The organism is Nitratireductor sp. ATLC21 (genome assembly GCF_057196525.1).
Genome location: NZ_JBXUOU010000004.1, coordinates 81,216 through 98,199 on the forward strand (window position 1 = coordinate 81,216; position 16,984 = coordinate 98,199).

At 60.6% G+C, this 16,984-nt stretch carries 15 protein-coding genes; 11 read left to right on the forward strand and 4 right to left on the reverse strand.

Features of this window, described 5'->3' with window-relative positions:
• The first annotated feature begins 2 nt into the window (after positions 1-2).
• Positions 3-1,091 carry an ABC transporter ATP-binding protein gene (locus tag AC2CHD_RS18360; RefSeq protein WP_484554811.1) on the forward strand — a complete coding sequence of 363 codons (1,089 nt, stop codon included), beginning with the start codon at positions 3-5 and terminating at the stop codon, positions 1,089-1,091.
• A gap of 30 nt (positions 1,092-1,121) precedes the next feature.
• On the opposite strand, the gene AC2CHD_RS18365 is transcribed toward AC2CHD_RS18360, so the two are convergent.
• Positions 1,122-1,907: a DeoR/GlpR family DNA-binding transcription regulator gene (locus AC2CHD_RS18365; protein ID WP_255664131.1), complete on the reverse strand. Its 786-nt coding sequence runs from the start codon at positions 1,905-1,907 to the stop codon at positions 1,122-1,124.
• 152 nt (positions 1,908-2,059) lie between these two features.
• Between AC2CHD_RS18365 and AC2CHD_RS18370 the strand changes: the two genes are divergently transcribed.
• The 6 genes from AC2CHD_RS18370 (at position 2,060) to rbsK (ending at position 8,769) form a co-directional block, all read left to right on the forward strand.
• Positions 2,060-3,106 carry an autoinducer 2 ABC transporter substrate-binding protein gene (locus AC2CHD_RS18370; RefSeq protein ID WP_229450712.1) on the forward strand — a complete coding sequence of 349 codons (1,047 nt, stop codon included), beginning with the start codon at positions 2,060-2,062 and terminating at the stop codon, positions 3,104-3,106.
• 104 nt (positions 3,107-3,210) lie between these two features.
• Complete coding sequence (locus AC2CHD_RS18375; protein WP_484554812.1) at positions 3,211-4,707, forward strand: sugar ABC transporter ATP-binding protein; 1,497 nt, start codon at positions 3,211-3,213, stop codon at positions 4,705-4,707.
• A gap of 9 nt (positions 4,708-4,716) precedes the next feature.
• Positions 4,717-5,694 (forward strand): ABC transporter permease, encoded by a 978-nt coding sequence (locus AC2CHD_RS18380; RefSeq protein WP_065817863.1) that lies wholly within the window; start codon positions 4,717-4,719, stop codon positions 5,692-5,694.
• Positions 5,695-5,707: 13 nt separating this feature from the next.
• Positions 5,708-6,718, forward strand: coding sequence for an ABC transporter permease (locus AC2CHD_RS18385; protein ID WP_484554813.1), 1,011 nt, complete (start codon positions 5,708-5,710; stop codon positions 6,716-6,718).
• Complete coding sequence (locus AC2CHD_RS18390) at positions 6,715-7,821, forward strand: aldose 1-epimerase family protein (RefSeq protein WP_484554814.1); 1,107 nt, start codon at positions 6,715-6,717, stop codon at positions 7,819-7,821. The genes AC2CHD_RS18385 and AC2CHD_RS18390 overlap by 4 nt, the downstream gene beginning before the upstream one ends.
• Positions 7,822-7,824: 3 nt before the next feature.
• Positions 7,825-8,769 carry a ribokinase gene (gene rbsK / locus AC2CHD_RS18395; protein ID WP_484554815.1) on the forward strand — a complete coding sequence of 315 codons (945 nt, stop codon included), beginning with the start codon at positions 7,825-7,827 and terminating at the stop codon, positions 8,767-8,769.
• Here rbsK and AC2CHD_RS18400 read toward each other — a convergent pair.
• Complete coding sequence (locus tag AC2CHD_RS18400) at positions 8,766-10,244, reverse strand: serine hydrolase domain-containing protein (protein WP_484554816.1); 1,479 nt, start codon at positions 10,242-10,244, stop codon at positions 8,766-8,768. The two genes, rbsK and AC2CHD_RS18400, sit on opposite strands and share 4 nt — an antisense overlap.
• Before the next feature lie 116 nt (positions 10,245-10,360).
• Entirely contained in the window at positions 10,361-12,340 is a 1,980-nt protein-coding gene (locus AC2CHD_RS18405; RefSeq protein ID WP_484554817.1) for a putative bifunctional diguanylate cyclase/phosphodiesterase, read from the reverse strand.
• A 259-nt stretch (positions 12,341-12,599) separates the two neighbouring features.
• Here AC2CHD_RS18405 and AC2CHD_RS18410 point away from each other — a divergent pair, with 259 nt between their 5' ends.
• Entirely contained in the window at positions 12,600-13,643 is a 1,044-nt protein-coding gene (locus AC2CHD_RS18410) for a class I SAM-dependent methyltransferase (RefSeq protein ID WP_229450719.1), read from the forward strand.
• A gap of 29 nt (positions 13,644-13,672) precedes the next feature.
• Here AC2CHD_RS18410 and AC2CHD_RS18415 read toward each other — a convergent pair whose 3' ends face one another.
• The gene (locus tag AC2CHD_RS18415; RefSeq protein WP_484554818.1) at positions 13,673-14,458 is read right to left on the reverse strand and encodes an N-formylglutamate amidohydrolase; all 786 of its coding nucleotides are present in this window, start codon (positions 14,456-14,458) and stop codon (positions 13,673-13,675) included.
• 141 nt (positions 14,459-14,599) lie between these two features.
• Here AC2CHD_RS18415 and AC2CHD_RS18420 point away from each other — a divergent pair, with 141 nt between their 5' ends.
• From AC2CHD_RS18420 to AC2CHD_RS18430, 3 genes are read left to right on the forward strand one after another with little or no spacing between them, the layout of a single operon-like run.
• Positions 14,600-15,382, forward strand: coding sequence for an ABC transporter ATP-binding protein (locus AC2CHD_RS18420; protein WP_484554958.1), 783 nt, complete (start codon positions 14,600-14,602; stop codon positions 15,380-15,382).
• On the forward strand, positions 15,375-16,097 hold the full coding sequence (locus AC2CHD_RS18425) for an ABC transporter ATP-binding protein (RefSeq protein ID WP_229450721.1): 723 nt from the start codon (positions 15,375-15,377) through the stop codon (positions 16,095-16,097). Before AC2CHD_RS18420 ends, AC2CHD_RS18425 begins: the two co-directional genes overlap by 8 nt.
• Positions 16,094-16,984 carry a branched-chain amino acid ABC transporter permease gene (locus AC2CHD_RS18430; protein WP_229450722.1) on the forward strand — a complete coding sequence of 297 codons (891 nt, stop codon included), beginning with the start codon at positions 16,094-16,096 and terminating at the stop codon, positions 16,982-16,984. Before AC2CHD_RS18425 ends, AC2CHD_RS18430 begins: the two co-directional genes overlap by 4 nt.

The window sequence follows — 16,984 nt, forward strand, 5'->3', positions numbered from 1 at the left end:
CCATGACCGGCGAAAAGGACACCATCGTCCATATCGACAACGTCACCAAACGCTTCGGCAATGTCGTCGCGGTGGATCAACTGGACATGAAAATCATGGCCGGCGAATTCGTCACCTTCCTCGGCCCCTCCGGCTGCGGCAAATCGACGACCCTGCGCATGCTGGGCGGATTCGAAAACCCCACCGAGGGCCGGATCGTGCTCGACGGCGTCGATGTGACCCGCCAGCCCCCCAACCGGCGCGACGTCAACATGGTGTTTCAGGACTATGCGCTCTTCCCGCACATGACCGTGGGCCAGAACGTCTCCTTCGGGCTCGAACTCAAGGGCAAATCGCGCCCAGAGATCGAGCGGCGCATGACGGAACTGCTCGACTTTCTGCAGCTTTCCGGCTTCCGCGACCGCACGCCCGACCAGCTTTCCGGCGGCCAGCGTCAGCGCGTCGCGCTTGCCCGCGCGCTTGCCCCAGACCCCAAACTCCTGCTTCTCGACGAGCCACTCGGCGCGCTCGATGCAAAGCTGCGTGGCCAGGTGCAGATCGAGCTGAAAGACATTCAGAAGCGTACGGGCAAAACCTTCTTCTTCGTCACCCACGACCAGGAAGAAGCGCTGACCATGTCCGACCGTATTGTCGTCATGAATGCGGGCCGCGTGGAACAGGACGGTACGCCCGAAGATCTCTATTTCCGCCCCGAAAGCCGTTTCGTCGCCGAGTTCATCGGCGAAACGAACCTGATCAACGGCACCGTGCGCGGCGTGGAAGACAGCGCTGTCATCCTCGACTGGAACGGCCTTTCCATCCGCGGTTCGGGCCATGGTCACCGGCCCGCTGCTGGCGAAAACGTCACCGCCTCGCTGCGCCTGGAGAATGTGAACTGCCACAACAAGAAGCCGGCCAATCAGAACGCGGTCGAAGGCAGGGTGGTGAGCAAGCTCTTCAAGGGCAGCCGGACCTCGCTGGACATCCGCGTCGGCGAGCGCGAGGACAGTGTCATCCGCGCCTATATGGACGCCGGCAAGGCCGCTGAAATCGCCGATGACCAGCTCTGGATCAGCTGGGAGCCTGAACGGCTTACCGTTCTGCGCGACTGAATTTGTGGCGCCGTGATGAAGCGGCGCCCCTCATTCGGTTTCGGGTTGCCCGATCCATGTCTCAAACTCATTGAGCTGGGCGAAAGTTGCCGGGCGCAGCTTTCCCCATTTGGATGCATCGGAAACCAGAAACCTACGCTGCGACCGCGCCATCGCCGCGCGTTTGACGGCCACCTCGTGAAAGTGAAAGCAGGTCACGCCTTCGCTTTCATGGATACCGGCAGCGGAGAAAAAGCCCTTGGTGATGTTGATTTCCTGCAGCATGCCAAGCGCGGTGTCGGAGCTGAAGCTTCCGCTCTCGGGATGATAGATTCCGGCCAGCAGGATCAGGGTCACGCCATCCAGCCGGGAGACCATTTCGGCGATGTTCATCGCCTGCGTCACGACCGTGACATTTGCGTTCTGCGGCAGGCTCGCGGCGAGATATTGCAGCGTCGACCCGCAGTCCACGAAGATCGTGTCTTCCGCTTCGACCAAAGCCGCTGCCCGGCGCGCCACCTGCGTCTTGGCCTGGGTGTTCGTCCCCTGAGCATGAGACAGCGAATAGCGTTCGCCATTCTCATTGGCCGACATGATGTAGCCGCCCAGGCACAAAATGCCATTCTCGCCATCCCCCAGATCGCGCCGGATCGTTATCTCGGAGGTGTTGAGCTCCTGCGCGGCTTCGGCGATGTGCAAAATCGTGCCAGAGGCACAGAGCTTCTTGAGCGCTTCGATACGCGCCACTCGTCCGGAAGGTCTCGCCACATGATTCTCCAGGCCATTCAGTTTGAGCGATACTCCATCGCCAGGCCACTTGTGTGCAAGTGTGGTCATCCACTTACAAGGGTTGCAGGTTATGATAGGATATGATCATATTGAAGTGAATTGATCAATATTCCGACAAGGTATTGAGATAATTCGTTCAATATGAGTCCCGAGCCGCAGGTTTTCCGCGCGTTCTCGGAACCGAGGAGGAGGATACGTCAATGAAAGCTCTGCTCACCGCAGCATCTATCGCCCTGTCCCTTTTGGGCACGTCCGCGCTCGCAGAACAGATCGTGGATACATCCAAGCTCAACAAAGAGCTGATCGCCACGAAAGACGACAAGAAATACACGATCGCGACCGTCGTGAAGGTCGACGGCATCGCCTGGTTCGACCGCATGCGCGACGGTGTCGAGCAGTTCAAGGCCGATACCGGACACGATGTCTGGATGGTTGGCCCGAGCCAGGCTGATGCCGCCGCTCAGGTGCAGATCATCGAAAACCTGATCGCGCAGGGCGTCGACGCCATCGCCGTCGTTCCGTTTTCGGTGGAAGCTGTCGAGCCGGTGCTCAAGAAAGCGCGCGACCGCGGTATCGTCGTCATCTCGCACGAGGCCTCGAACCTCGAAAACACCGACTACGATCTCGAGGCCTTCGACAACCTCGCCTATGGCGCAAACCTGATGAAGGAACTCGGCAAGTTCACGGGCGGCAAGGGCAAATATGTCGCCACCGTCGGCTCGCTGACCTCCAAGAGCCAGATGGAATGGGTGGACGGCGCCGTCGCCTATCAGAAAGAGCACTTCCCGGACATGGAAATGGTCGGCGATCGTCTTGAAACCTATGACGATGCGGCCACCGACTACACCAAGCTCAAAGAGGCGATGACCACCTATCCGGACATCACCGGCATTCTCGGCGCTCCGATGCCGACCTCGGCCGGCGCCGGTCGCCTGATCGCCGAAGGCGGCCTGAAGGACAAGGTCTTCTTTGCCGGCACGGGCCTCCCCTCCGTGGCGGGTGAATATCTCGCCAATGGCGACATCCAGTACATCCAGTTCTGGGATCCGGCCGTTGCCGGCTATGCCATGAACATGCTCGCCGTCGCCGCGCTCGAAGGCAAAGGCGATCAGATCAAGGCAGGCCTTAATCTTGGCCTCACCGGCTATGAATCTCTGATCACGCCGAATGAAGATCGTCCGAACCTGCTCTACGGAGCTGGCTGGGTCGGCGTCACCGCCGAGAACATGGACAAATACGACTTCTGATCCTGAAGACCTCCGGCGCACCCTCGTGTGCGCCGGCTCAGGACCGCATCTGGCCGCCCATATCTGCGAGGCCGGGTCTTTCCATTCAGCCTGCCGGAAAAATCATGTCCGAGTATCTGATCGAGCTGAAAAACATCAGCAAGCGCTTCGGTGGCGTTCACGCACTTGACGGTGTCTCCATGGGCATTCGGCCCGGTGAGATTCACTGCCTCGCCGGCGAGAACGGTTCTGGAAAATCCACCATCATCAAGGTCATGTCGGGCATCTACACGCCCGACGAGGGTGAAATCCTGTTTGACGGCAAACCCGTCAGCCGACTGGACCCGATCACCGCCGTACACAAGGGCGTACAGGTGATCTATCAGGATTTTTCCCTTTTCGGGAACCTGACCGTGGCCGAGAACCTCGCCCTCAACACCTACCTGCTTGAAGGGCGTGGGCGCATGGACTGGCCACGCGCCCGCAGGATGGCGCGAGAGGTGCTCGCCCGTCTCGATGTTGAGATCGATGTCGACGCCGAGGTGGAAACCCTTCCCACCTCCGGCAAGCAGATCGTCGCCATTGCCCGCGCCATTCTCGCCAAGGCCCGGCTCATCGTCATGGACGAGCCGACCACCGCGCTTACCGGGCACGAGGTCGATGCGCTCTTCGCCATTGTTCGCGATCTGCAGGCGCAGGGCATCGCCGTTCTGTTCGTCAGCCACAAAATGCGCGAGATGCTGGAAATTTCCGAACGCCTGACCGTGTTCCGAAACGGAAAGAAGGTCGCCGAAGGCGCGATGAGCGACTTCGACGAACCCGCAATCACCCATGCCATGACCGGGCTCGAGCTCGACGACGAGCCCTACGCACCCGACATTGCGCCAGACACGCCACCGGCCCTGGAGGTCGAGAGCCTGAGCGTGCCGGGAAGCGTCGACAATGTCAGCCTTTCGCTGCGTCCGGGCGAGATCGTCGGTGTTTCGGGGCTGATTGGCTCCGGCCGAACCGAGCTCGCCCAGGCGCTCTTCGGCATGGAGAACGCCACAGCCAGATCCTTCCGCATCGCCGGACAGGATGCCTTCCCCCATTCGGTGCAGGAGGCCATTGCGCTTGGCATTGCCTATGTGCCCGAAGACCGGTTGAGCGAAGGTCTCTTTCTCACCCAGTCCATCGAACGCAACATGGTGGTGAGCATTCTCGACCGCCTGCGGCGCGGCCTCTTTCTGGACCGCGACGCCATGCGCCAAAAGACCGAGGACATGTTTGCCTCCATGCAGATCGCCGCTCCGTCGCCGGAAACGGCTGTCGGCAATCTTTCCGGCGGCAATGCACAACGCGTCATGCTCGGGCGCTGGCTCCTGACGGGAGCAAAAGTGCTCATTCTCAATGGCCCGACCGTGGGCGTCGATGTCGGTTCCAAAGCCAAGATCCACCACATCATCCGCGACCTTGCCCGCAAGGAGGGCGTCGCCGTGCTGATGATCTCGGACGACGTGCCGGAACTGACCGGAAACTGCAACCGCATCCATGTCATGCATGACGGCCGTTTCGTGGCCGAATTTGCCGGTGCCGACATGACCGAAGATGCGATCAACGACAGCCTCAAGGCATTGAAGTAAGGCGGTGAGATGAAAAGGTTCCAATCCACGGAGACCGTGATTGCCCTCGTCCTGCTGGCGGTGATGGTTCTGATCGGCCTCGTCAATCCGGCCTTCTGGGGGGTCGCCAATCTCTTCAGCCTGGCCAAGGCCAACGTCGTGATCGGCATCATGGCGCTCGGCGTACTGCTGATCATGATTTCGGGCGGCATCGACGTGTCGTTCCCCGCCATTTCCGCGGCCGCGCTCTACATCACGGTGCGCACCATGGTCGCACTCGACTATGACGGCGTGCTTCTGCCCTTCATTGCCGCCTCCGTGATCGGCGTTCTGCTCGGCGCATTCAACGCTTTCATCATCGACCGCTTCAAGATGATCCCGCTGATCGTCACCCTCGGCACCGCCTCGATCATACGCGGCCTCGTGCTCGGCCTCCTGGGAACATCCATCGTCAATATCAACAAGATGCCCGACGCGCTGATCGCATTCGGCAAGCAGGATCTGGCAACCGTAACGGCCCAGAACGGCGCGACGGTCGGTCTGACTGCGATGATCCTGGTCTATCTGGCCATCGCGCTCGTGATCCACATCATCCTCCGCCACACGATGACCGGCCGTTCCGTCTACGCCTATGGCGGCGATCCGGAATCGGCCCGCCGCGCCGGCGTCAACACCCGCCGTACGATCTTCTTCGTCTACTGCACCGCAGGGCTCCTGGCGGGCTTTGCCGGCCTCCTGCACAGTTCCATGATCTGGCAGGCGAACCCGCGCGATTTCATCGGCCTGGAGCTCGATGTCATCGCAGCCGTGGTGCTCGGCGGCGCTTCGATCTTCGGCGGGCGCGGATCGGTGCTCGGCACCATGATCGGCGTGTTCACGCTGGTCATGGTCAAGAATTCGCTGATCCTGATGAAGGTGGACACCACTTGGCAGCGCGTTGTCGTCGGCCTGATCATCATTGCAGCGACGGCGATCACCGCGTGGCGCGACCGCAAGAAACTGGCCTGAGGGGGAGCACAAGATGAGCGCTAAAGCCGAAGAAAAATCCCTCGTTCGCCGCCTGCTTGGCAGCGATGCCTCCATCGCGCAGCTCGCCGTGATCACGGTGGTCATCTTTGTCCTGATGGCGGCGATGAACCCCGACAAGTTCCTGCGTTACTATAATTTCGAATCCATCACCTACATCATGCCGGAGCTCGGCATCCTGTGCATCGCGATGATGGTCGCCATGCTCACAGGCGGCATCGACCTTTCCATCGTGGCGATTGCCAATCTGGCGGCCATCACGGCGGGTGTCTATTTCCGCCACCCCGTCGTTGCCGAGGCGCTCGATGCGGGTGGTCTCGGCCTTGTCCTGCACACCGCCATGGGGGTGATGATCGCACTTCTTGTCGGCCTGGCGGCAGGGCTCGTCAACGGGCTTCTGATATCGCGCCTGCGCATCATTCCCATTCTGGCGACACTCGGCACAGGTCAGGTGTTCGCCGGTCTGGCGCTCGTCTTGACCGGCGGTCCGGCCATTGTCGGCTACCCCGAAACCTGGAACTGGATCGGCACGGGGAAACTGCTCGGCGTTGCGGCCCCGTTCTGGGTGTTGATCCTCGTCGCCCTGGTGGTCGCCGTCCTGCTTCGACGCACGCACCTCGGCGTGAACCTGATGCTGATCGGCACCAATGCCCGCGCCGCTGTCTTCGCCGGCATCCGCAGTTCACGCATGATCCTCTACAGCTATGCCCTGACGGGCGTCATGGCCGCCATTGCCGGCATCCTCCTGTCCGGGCGCACCAATTCGGCCAAGGCCGATTTCGGCGCGTCCTATCTGTTGCAGGCAGTTCTGATCGCCGTTCTCGGCGGCACCAATCCGGCCGGCGGCAAGGGGCGTGTGCTGGGCGTCCTTCTGGCACTCGTCGCACTCATGTTCCTGTCTTCCGGCATGCAGATGATGCGGGCATCCAACTTCATGATCGATGCGGTCTGGGGCGCTTTCCTGGTGCTGGTGATCGCCATCAACTATCTGAGGTCCGGCAAATGAGCGCTTCCGAAAACGACACCATTGTCCATCTTTCACCGGATCTGTTTCCGGACCGCGGCGAACGCGTTCTGGCAACTCATGGCGCCTTCACCATCACGGCCTTCCGCTTCCCCTCATCCGTTGAGGGCTTGCGCATTGAAAACGCGCGCGGACAGGTGACCGTTCTGCCCTATCTCGGCCAGATGATCTGGGATGCCGTGTTCGATGGGCGGCGTCTCACCATGGGCAATGTCTTTCCCTACCCGCGGCGCGGTTCTTCCATCCTCGAAACCTATGGTGCTTTCGCCTACCACGCCGGCGTTCTCCGCAACGGAACCCCCGGCCCCGCGGATGACCATCCGCTGCACGGTGAAATGCCGGTTGCAGCCATGGACAGCGCTCATATTCGTTTCGGAGAAGACGATCGGGGTGCCTTTGCCGAAGTCGGTGGTCATGTGGAACATGTCATGGGGTTCGGGCCGCATTACGTCGCTCGGCCCTGTGTGCGCCTGCATGCGCAAAGCGGCCTGATCCATGTGGAGATGGCGGTCAAGAACCTGTCGGCGCACCCGATGGAGCTCATGTACATGCTGCACGCCAATTTCGACTTCATCGCCGGCGCAGAAATCCACCAGCCAACCGGTTTCTCTCCAAAATCCACGGTCGTCCGCAAAGCAATCCCCGGCCACGTGACGCCATCGCCGGCCTTCAAGGCTCTCTTGGAAGATCTCGCCATCAACCCGGCGCGCATGCGCAGGCTGGATGAGCCCGAGCTCTACAGCCCGGAGCAGGTTTTCTATCTACGGGATCTCGGCTGCGATCAGACAGGCCGCACCCGGCTCGTCATGGAACTGCCCGAGGGCGACGGCTTTTCCGTCAGCTACGACCCGGCAGATTTTCCTCACTGCGTCCGCTGGATCCTGAACGATGGCGATGCCCAGGTCGCGGCCTTCGCCCTGCCTTCCACTTGCGAGCCCGAGGGCTACACCGCGGAGAAGGCCAAGGGGCATGTCCGCATGCTTTCGCCCGGCGAGACCGCGCGCTTCCCCGTTACCCTCGGCTATCTGAGCGCGCAGGAAGCACCTGCCGCGATCTCGGATGTCAACGACATGAGCAAGGACTGACCCATGGCTTCACCCGAAAAGGCCGGACGCATCGCCGTTGTCGGCTCCAACATGGTTGATCTGATCACCTATATCGACCGGATGCCCGAGCCGGGCGAAACGCTGGAAGCGCCCAGCTTCGAGAGCGGCTGCGGCGGCAAGGGGGCCAACCAGGCGGTTGCGGCCGCGAAACTCGGCTCCGCCGTCAGCATGGTCACGAAAGTCGGCGATGACCTTTTCGGCGACAACACGATCCGCAACTTCTCCGACCACGGCATCGATACGCGCCATGTCGCCAAAGTGGCTGGAAAATCGTCCGGCGTTGCGCCCATCTTCGTGGAAGAGTCCGGAGAAAACTCGATCCTGATCGTCAAGGGTGCGAATGCGGACCTTCTGCCCGCCGATGTCGATGCCGCCGAGGAAACCCTGCGTGAAGCGGACCTGATCCTCATGCAGCTCGAGATTCCGCTCGAGACCATCTACCACACCGTGCGCCGTGCCGCCGAATGGGGCGTGCCGACCATCCTCAATCCGGCCCCGGCCACGAAAGAGCTGAGCGTCGCCGATCTCAAAAGCCTCGGATTCCTCGTGCCCAATGAGAGCGAGCTTTCTCTTCTTTCAGGCATGCCGACCGGCACCGAAGATGAAATCCTTGCCGCTGCCCGCAGCCTCATCGCAAAAGGCATCGGCACGATCATCGTCACGCTCGGTGCGCGTGGCGCGCGTCTCGTTACCGCCGACCATTTCGCTTCCATCGAGCCGGTTCGCGTAACCCCGGTAGACACGACCGGTGCGGGTGATGCCTTCATCGGCTCCTTCGCGCATTTCCTCGCAGCGACGGGAGACACGGAAGAGGCGCTCAATCGCGCGGCGCGCTACGCGGCCTATTCTGTCGGCCGCCGCGGCACACAGAAATCCTATGCTTCAGCAGCCGAGTTCGAGAGGTTCTGCAAGGAGGTTGCCAGCTAAAGCCGCCGGTATTCCATCCCGCGCGCCCTTGCAAGTGAGAGCCGCAGCCGGCTCTCGGAAAGACGCTCAAGGCAGATGCGCCGACCATTGGCAGCAAACAGCCATCGTCCATTCCCAAGCGGGCTCATGGGTGCTGCGCTTCTGCGCGGCCCCGCACCCCAGATGAGCGTCCGCCCCTCGATCTGAAGAATCGCGCCATCGCAAATCCAGTCACCGTCGAGACCGGGCATCGCCGCGTCGTCTTTCGCGGGCAACAGCCTGACTGGGCGGTGAAAGAGCTCTCCGGTCAGTGCACCATCCTCATACCGCAGGCGCATGCGCGATTGAGCCGCATTGGAGACGAACCAGCCGTCATCGCCCTCGAACAGCTTTTCCTCCGCGTCGCGGACGACGATCGAGCCAGGCCTCACCTCGGCCCATAGTGCACCCTGATCAGCCACATAGAGACCCGGAGGAGCCCATTCGCCCGCAGGCTTCGGCAAGGTGCCCGGCGCAACCCCGCAAAGCCCCGCCCATACACGGGCAACCAGCCCGGTGGCGTCAGCATCATCTCGGTTGGTGAGCGCCACGAGCGCAGTTCCATCCGCGGGGTCACAAAGAAAGCCCGCACGATAACCCGCCTGGGCCCCGCCATGGCCCAGCACCGCCATACCGCCAATTCGTGCCAGGCTTATTCCAAGCCCGTAGCCCGTTGCCTCTCCCGAGCCGAGCGGCAGCGGTCGTGCAATCCGGTCGAAGATCGTGCGCGGCATCAGATCACCGAGCCAGCGTGCGAGGTCCATGGCCGATCCGGAAAGCGAGCCGGCAGCCGAAAGATGCATGCCCTGAAAACCCTCTGACCAGCCATTGGCCTCGGGCACATGCCCGGGCACCAGACCCGGTACCGGATCAGTCCAGTATTCCGAAGCCCGCATGCCGGTCCCGAGCCGCTTTGCATGGGCCGCAACCATCTCGGAGAAAACAAAGCCCCGGCGCGCCATTGCCACTTCCAACAGGCGATAGCCGCCATTCGAATAGGCGACTTCTGTGCCCGGCACCGCATTGAGCCAGTCGCACCCGGCCATCCATCGATACAGCGCGTCCGCCTCGGTGCGTTCATGGGTTCCCACACCGAGCAGGGTCAGGCACTCGCGCGGATCCGGCAACCCGCCCTGCATGGCCAGCGCCTGGCTGACCGTCACCGCCGCAGGCGCGGTGGCCAGCTCGGGAAGTGCCTCGCCCAAGGGCATCTCGAGAGCGAAGGTCTTCGATTCCAGAAGACAGGTGGCAAATACGTGCTTCGTGATGGAAGCCCAGCGAAACACCGTATCCGCACCGATGGGGCCAAGCCCTGCCCCGCAATGTCCGGCGGCTGCGATCAGTTTCGGCGCGCCGTTCTGCATTCCGAGGACCACCCCTCCCGGCTCGTTGCTCGACCAGGCGCCGAGCCATTCATGCGCAACCGCTTCGGCAGCCGACCAGTCGCGTTTCACCATTCCCCGCTCCCATCCACCGACACAATCCGGCCAAAGGTCATTGCCGGGCGGTGCCGTGTTCAAGTTTCCATGTCAATGAAGATTGTGGTTTGCCGGCGCGCGATGACCGCCGCCCCTCAGGCAACTTCGGACTTCTGATCCCCAATGATCTCACTCACAGGCTGGGGCCGGCCAATCAGATAGCCTTGGGCGAAATCGACACCAAGGTCCTCGAGCAGCTTCTTCTGTTCCACGGTTTCCACGCCTTCGACGAGAACCGTGCGCCCGAGGCTTCGCAGAAGCTGGATCATGCCCGTAAGCATCCGGACATCCCGCGGGTGCCGGCCTTCAGGCAGAAAGCTGCGATCGATCTTGACGATATCCAGTTCAAAACGGCGCAGACAATCGATACCGGCGTAACCGGTCCCGAAATCATCAAGCCATATCTGCACGCCAAGGCTTCGAAGCTGCTCGACTGTCTGCGCAGCCTGCGACTGCCCCAGAATGTCGCCTCTTTCGGAGAGTTCGAGCGCGAACTGAGCCGGTGCCAGCCCGTGACGCGCGAGCATCTCTGCAACCCGGAGCGCAAAGCCGGGAGCCTTGAGCTGAACCGCAGAGATGTTCACGGCAATAACACCGTCAAGCTTGTAGCGCGCCACGTCAGCACAGGCTTGCTCGAAGACCCATGCGCCCAGTTCGACAATCGCTCCGTTCTGCTCTGCAACCGGTATGAAAATGTCGGGCTTCACCAGCCGACCATTGCTGCCCTTCAGCCGCATCAGGGTCTCGTAGCCGATGATCTCTTCGGTGCCGAGTTGAATGATCGGCTGGTAGACGACCGATATGCACTGTCTCTCGATGGCGTGGGCCAGCAGTCCGGCCAGACTCTCGCCCGAATGGTCCGCATCGATGATCTGCGGATCGTAGATGGTCACCCGGGAGCGACCAGTGAATTTCGAGATGTAGAGCGCGCGGTCTGCTTCCTGCAGGACGTCCTGCAACTCGCTGCCTCCACTGGGCGATGTCTGGGACGCGCCGGCGCTGATCGTCACAATCTCAACACCGTCCCCCCTGTCTGGATGATGGATCTCGAGGTTTTCCACCACACGACAGAATTCTTCCGCCAGGCTTCGTAATTCGTCCGGCCCGGCTATCCGGCTCAGCACCAGGAATTCCTCGCCGCCATAGCGCCCCACGATGGAGCCGTTGGCCTCGGCCGTCTCCTCCAGCGTCTGCGCCACTCGTATGAGACAATCGTCGCCTGCCTGATGCCCGAGCCGGTCGTTGAACTTCTTGAAGTGGTCCACATCGATGAGCACCACACCGATCTCGTCCTCTTCCCCAGCGCATGCTTCGTAGAGTTCGGAAAAAGCGCTTGTGATCGCACGGCGGTTGCGAAGCCCCGTCAGCGGATCCGTGTTTGCGATCCTGTGAAGTTCGTCACCCTTTTTGGTCGCGGCGTGAGCCTGCGATTTGGCCTGAAGAGCCTCAAGGAACGTCCAGTACCGCTCCACGCCCAGCCGCCACGAAAGATACAGAGAAAAGACGAGGCAGTTGATGAAAAGTGCCGCGATCACGATGCGGGCCGTAAAATCGATCTCGAGCACGAGCAAGGTCGCCGCCACGAAGACAGCGGCAATGATCGTCGACGAGATGGCCGACAAAATGAAGCGGAAATTGAAGAACAGATTCGCCCCAAGCACGAACACGATGCCGAAGACGATAAAATGCGAAAGTGCCTGCTGATGCGCCGTGACAAGCGCAAGAAGCAACCAGCCCACCGCTCCGATGACTATGGCTGCGGCGGCGACAAGATGCATGGCAGCAAGTGAAGCGCCCCGACGAATCCCAAATTCAATGACCGCCAGAAACGAAATTCCGATGGCACATCGGGCAAACACCAGCTGCCCCGCAATGTCAGGGAAGAGAATCCAGTCGAAAACGCCGTATGCCATGTAACTGAGCACAGCAGCCCACATGCCCCAACGAACCACCAGACGCTGCTGAGCAGCGTCGTGCTGGAACAGCAATCGCATCAGTTTGGGATCTACCAGTCCCGAACGAGGGCTCGAAAGCGCTTCCATAAGCTTTCGTGCAATATCCGCAGATAGTTGCATCGTGACCTTCCTTTGCAACATATCTTTATTACACGGCAAACGATTAGGATGTCTTAACTTGACGTTCTGGGCATCGCCCCTTCGCTGGAAACGCCATTTTACATTAACAATACGTAAATGACCTCTCTTCCTGCGGTCTCGCTCGCCGGCTTATCAGGACAATCCTGACCCGCATAAGTTTTAGTCCAAATTGATTAAATTCTTTCGCATCTGACCCGGTGCGGGTATAGTGATCGGGACCAGCCAAGGGGACGAACACGTGGCACAAGCCTCTCATTTGAAGCTTGACGAGCAGAGTTTGATTACATCTCGGCTCATCAAGAAGCACGCGACAACGTCTGATGTCGCCGATTCCACAGAGCTGAAAGAGAAGATTGCTCAGCTAGCCCTGATTCTCGATCTGGCGCGCCAGGGTTTCGAAGCAGGCACGCCGGCGGGACAAGTCGTTGACCGGCTTGCAGGCCGTCTCCACGAACTGCGCAACCAGGCATCACCCGCCGTTTGGCAACAGCTTATTCCCCTGGCTCAGGAGCACCCTGTCTCCGAGTTCCTCAAACAGGATCCTTTTACGCGCTGGTCCTTTGAAAAGCCGCGCGGTTATTCCGGCGATGCCAGCCTGCTCGACATTTACTACAAGCATCCCAGCGCCGACGAGATCGTGGCCTCCTCCACGGAACTCGGCCGCGAAATCTACGCCTACACAAGTGAAGCAGCGAGCTCTGTGGCTGGCCGCGAAAGGCGCGATATACTTGCGCGCACCGTGGACGCCACCGCAGAGCGTGTCGACAACCCTGAAGTGCTGGCGATAGCCTGCGGACATCTCCGCGAAGCGGAACTGTCCAAAGCCCTGGCCGGGAAAAAACTGAAACGCTGGATCGGGCTCGATCAGGACCCCATCAGCGTCGGAACGGTCAATCGTGATCTGGCCGGAACCGGCGTCGAAGCCATTGATGGCTCCGTCAAAGGCATTCTCCGCCGCTCCTACAAGCTCGGCACCTTCGATCTTGTCTATGCCTCAGGGCTCTATGACTATTTGCCACGTGCTGTTGCGATCCGCCTCACGCAGCGCGCCATGGAACTGGTCAAACCGGGCGGCGAGTTCCTGTTTGCCAATTTCAGCGACGAGATCACCACCGATGGCTACATGGAAACCTTCATGGACTGGCCGTTGATCCTGCGCGCGGACAAGGACATGCAGGACATAATCGACCGCGCGATCGACAAGAACCATGCCGATACCGAGGTCTTTTACGGCAGCAACCGCAACATCGTCTACGGCGTCATTCGCAAACACGCCGACTGACCGGCTTTCTCATCCTGTGGTTTGAGGCGTCAGAGCAGGGGCTCGGACGCCACCAGACCTTTGGCAATGAGATCCGCCCAATCGGCTGCGTCTTCCTCAGATCCGATGAGATCGTTGCGGATCTCGATCTCGACACAGGGTATGCCGCGCCTTTCGCCATGGACTGGCACAGCATAGTCCGTGGCGTCACTCACGGCATAGGGTTGATTGCTCCCAACGCACAGGTCCGTGTTCCTGCGAAACCAGTCGAGGATTGCCGGCGAAAGCGTCTTGTCCCGGTTAAACAGAATGCCGATTTCCCAAGGACGGCTCTTGCCCAGAAAGACAGGCGTGAATGAGTGGATCGTCACAAGCCTTGTCTTGCGCCCCTCCTCTTCCCGCCGATCCAGCGCCTGCGATACGGCATTGTGGAACGGCCAGAAAATCTCTTCTGCCCGCATTCTGCGCTCATCGGGTGAGAGATTTCTGTTGGCCGGAACCACCGTGCCTTCGCTCGTTTCCGGCGCGAAGGTTTCCGCATCGGGTTGCCGGTTGCAGTCACAGACGAGGCGCGAATAGCGTTGCGTGTACAGCGGCGCATCCAGAAGATCAGAAAGCTTTCTTGCGACCGAAAGCGCACCGATATCCCAGGCGATATGGCGGCTGAGATCGTTTTCGGAAAGCCCCATTGTGCCGAGACTTTCGGGGATCCTCCGCCCCGCATGCTCACAGATGATGAAGTAGTCTGATGCCGCGTCTTCGTTGAATGTTTCAAGGGGGTGCGGCTCATGCGCCTTAAGGACCCCATGCAGCGCGGTTTCATTCAGATCAGACACGCAGATGCCTCCCAAGCGATTTGTATGAAATCGTACAAATCCAATTGTTTCATTGCAAGATGTATCTTTTTGTTGACGCTGGTCCCGCGGCCGCCATATCGTTGAGCCAACAACAAGGGGAGCAAATTTGCCGTGAGTGACATGCCGGTTATCGAGGCCTCGGGCCTTGCGAAACGGTTTGGCGGGCTCTTGGCCGTCGATGGATATGATTTGCGTCTCGACAGGGGCGATCTTGTCGGGTTGATCGGGCCCAATGGTGCGGGCAAGACGACAGCCTTCAATCTTCTGACCGGTGTGCTCAAACCGTCAGCCGGCAGCATTTCCGTATCTGGAAAGGACATGACTGCCCAACCGCCTCACCTGATGGCTCGTGCCGGACTCGCGCGAACGTTTCAGAACATTCGCCTTTTCGACGATCTGAGCGTGCTCGAGAACGTGATGTGTGGTGGCCACATGCGGCATTCTGCAAGCACGCTTGCGACGATGTTTCAGCTGCCGTCTTTCTGGCGTTCGGAAGAGACGCTGCGTCAGCGGAGCCGCGACATCGTCGACAGGATCGGCCTGAGCGCATTCGCACAGCAGCGTGCCGGCGATCTTTCCTACGGCGATCAGCGACGGGTGGAGATCGGTCGCGCCCTGGCCGGCGAGCCTGCAGCTTTGCTCCTCGATGAGCCCGCTGCGGGCCTGAACCCTTCCGAAACGGGTGAACTCGTTTCCTTTATTCGCCAGGTCAATGAGGAGTTCGGCATCGCCGTTCTGGTCGTCGAGCACGACATGCATCTGGTGATGGGGCTGTGCGACCGCATTCAAGTCCTGAACCGCGGCAAGCTCATAGCAGAGGGCTCGCCGCAGGAGGTGCAGAAGGATCCGGCGGTCATCGAGGCGTATCTCGGCACCAGACGCCAGGAGAAGGCCCATGCTTGAGGTGCGCGATCTCAATGTCTATCGCGGCGCAACTCATGTGCTGAAAGGTGTGTCCTTCGATGTGCGGCAGGGGCAGCTTGCGGCCCTGATCGGCGCCAATGGCGCCGGCAAATCGACCACGCTCCTCACGCTGTCGGGTCTTTTACGTCCGCGTTCGGGCAGCGCTCTGCTCCACATCGAAAATGAGACGCTGGATCTCACCCGGATGTCATCGGAGAAGATCGTGCGCGCGGGTCTGATCCACTGCCCGGAAGGACGGCAGATTTTCCAGTCGCTCAGCGTCGCCGAAAACCTCGATATGGGTGCCTACACGCAGCGTGACCGCGCAGAGGTGCGCCGAACGATGGAGGAAGTGCACACGCTGTTTCCGATTCTGGCGGAGCGGGCCAATGTCGCCGCCGGTTCACTTTCGGGCGGGGAGCAGATGATGGTGGCCATCGGCAGAGCGCTCCTTGCCAAGCCGAAAATGCTGTTGCTCGACGAGCCCTCCCTCGGCCTTGCGCCACTGGTTGTCGAGACGATTTTCGACGTGATCCAACGGTTGAAATCAACCGGCGTCACCATCCTCCTGATCGAACAGAATGCAGCTATGGCGCTGGAGATTGCCGACAGCGCCTATGTGATGGAAAACGGAAACATCGTCTTGTCGGGAACCGGTAAAGAACTCGCCAGCAATGATCGGGTGCGCCAGTCCTATCTGGGGGTGACGGCATGAACCAGTATCTGTTTCAGCAATTGATCAACGGGCTGGCGCTTGGCAGTCTCTATGCTCTCGTCGCCATCGGCTTTTCGATGATCTACGGCATCGTCCGGCTGATCAATTTCGCGCATGGCGATCTCGTTATGATCGGTGCGTTCTCCACTCTTGCTCTCGTGACCGCCGGTGTGCCCTGGCCGCTGATTCTCGTTTTCGTTCTCGCAATCGGCGCCATCGCCGGCATGACCATTGAAACCATCGTCTTCCGCCCGATACGCGGGGCCAGTCAGGTGACAGGGTTTATCGCGACGCTGGCGGTTTCAATCGCCATACAGAACAGCGCGCTGATGATCCTCTCCGGGCAGCCGCGGAATTTTCTCTTTCCCGCCTTCATGCGCCAGCGCGTGGGATTCGGCGGCGTGAACGCTTCCCTGACGGACATCGCCATCATTGTTCTGACGCTCCTCCTGATCGGCGGGCTTTTCCTCGTGGTTTACCGAACGCGGCTCGGGACCGCCATGCGCGCAACGGCGGAGAACCTGACTGCAGCCCGTCTGATGGGGGTCGCGGTAAACCGAACCATCCTTGCAGCCTTCGCCATTGGCAGCGCCCTTGCCGCTGTTTCGGGCCTCTTCTGGGGCGGCAAATTCGGGCAGATCGATCCGCTGCTGGGCTTCGTGCCTGGCCTCAAAGCTTTTGTCGCCTGCGTGATCGGCGGTGTCGGTTCAATCGGGGGAGCAATGCTGGGCGGGTATATTCTCGGCCTTGCCGAAGTCTTGTTCGTCGGCCTTCTGCCGCAGGAATTCTCCGGCTATCGGGATACATTCGTCTTCCTGCTGCTGATCGTGATTCTGTTAATTCGACCTTCCGGCCTGTTCGTTCGCCAGACCGAGGAGCGCGCCTGA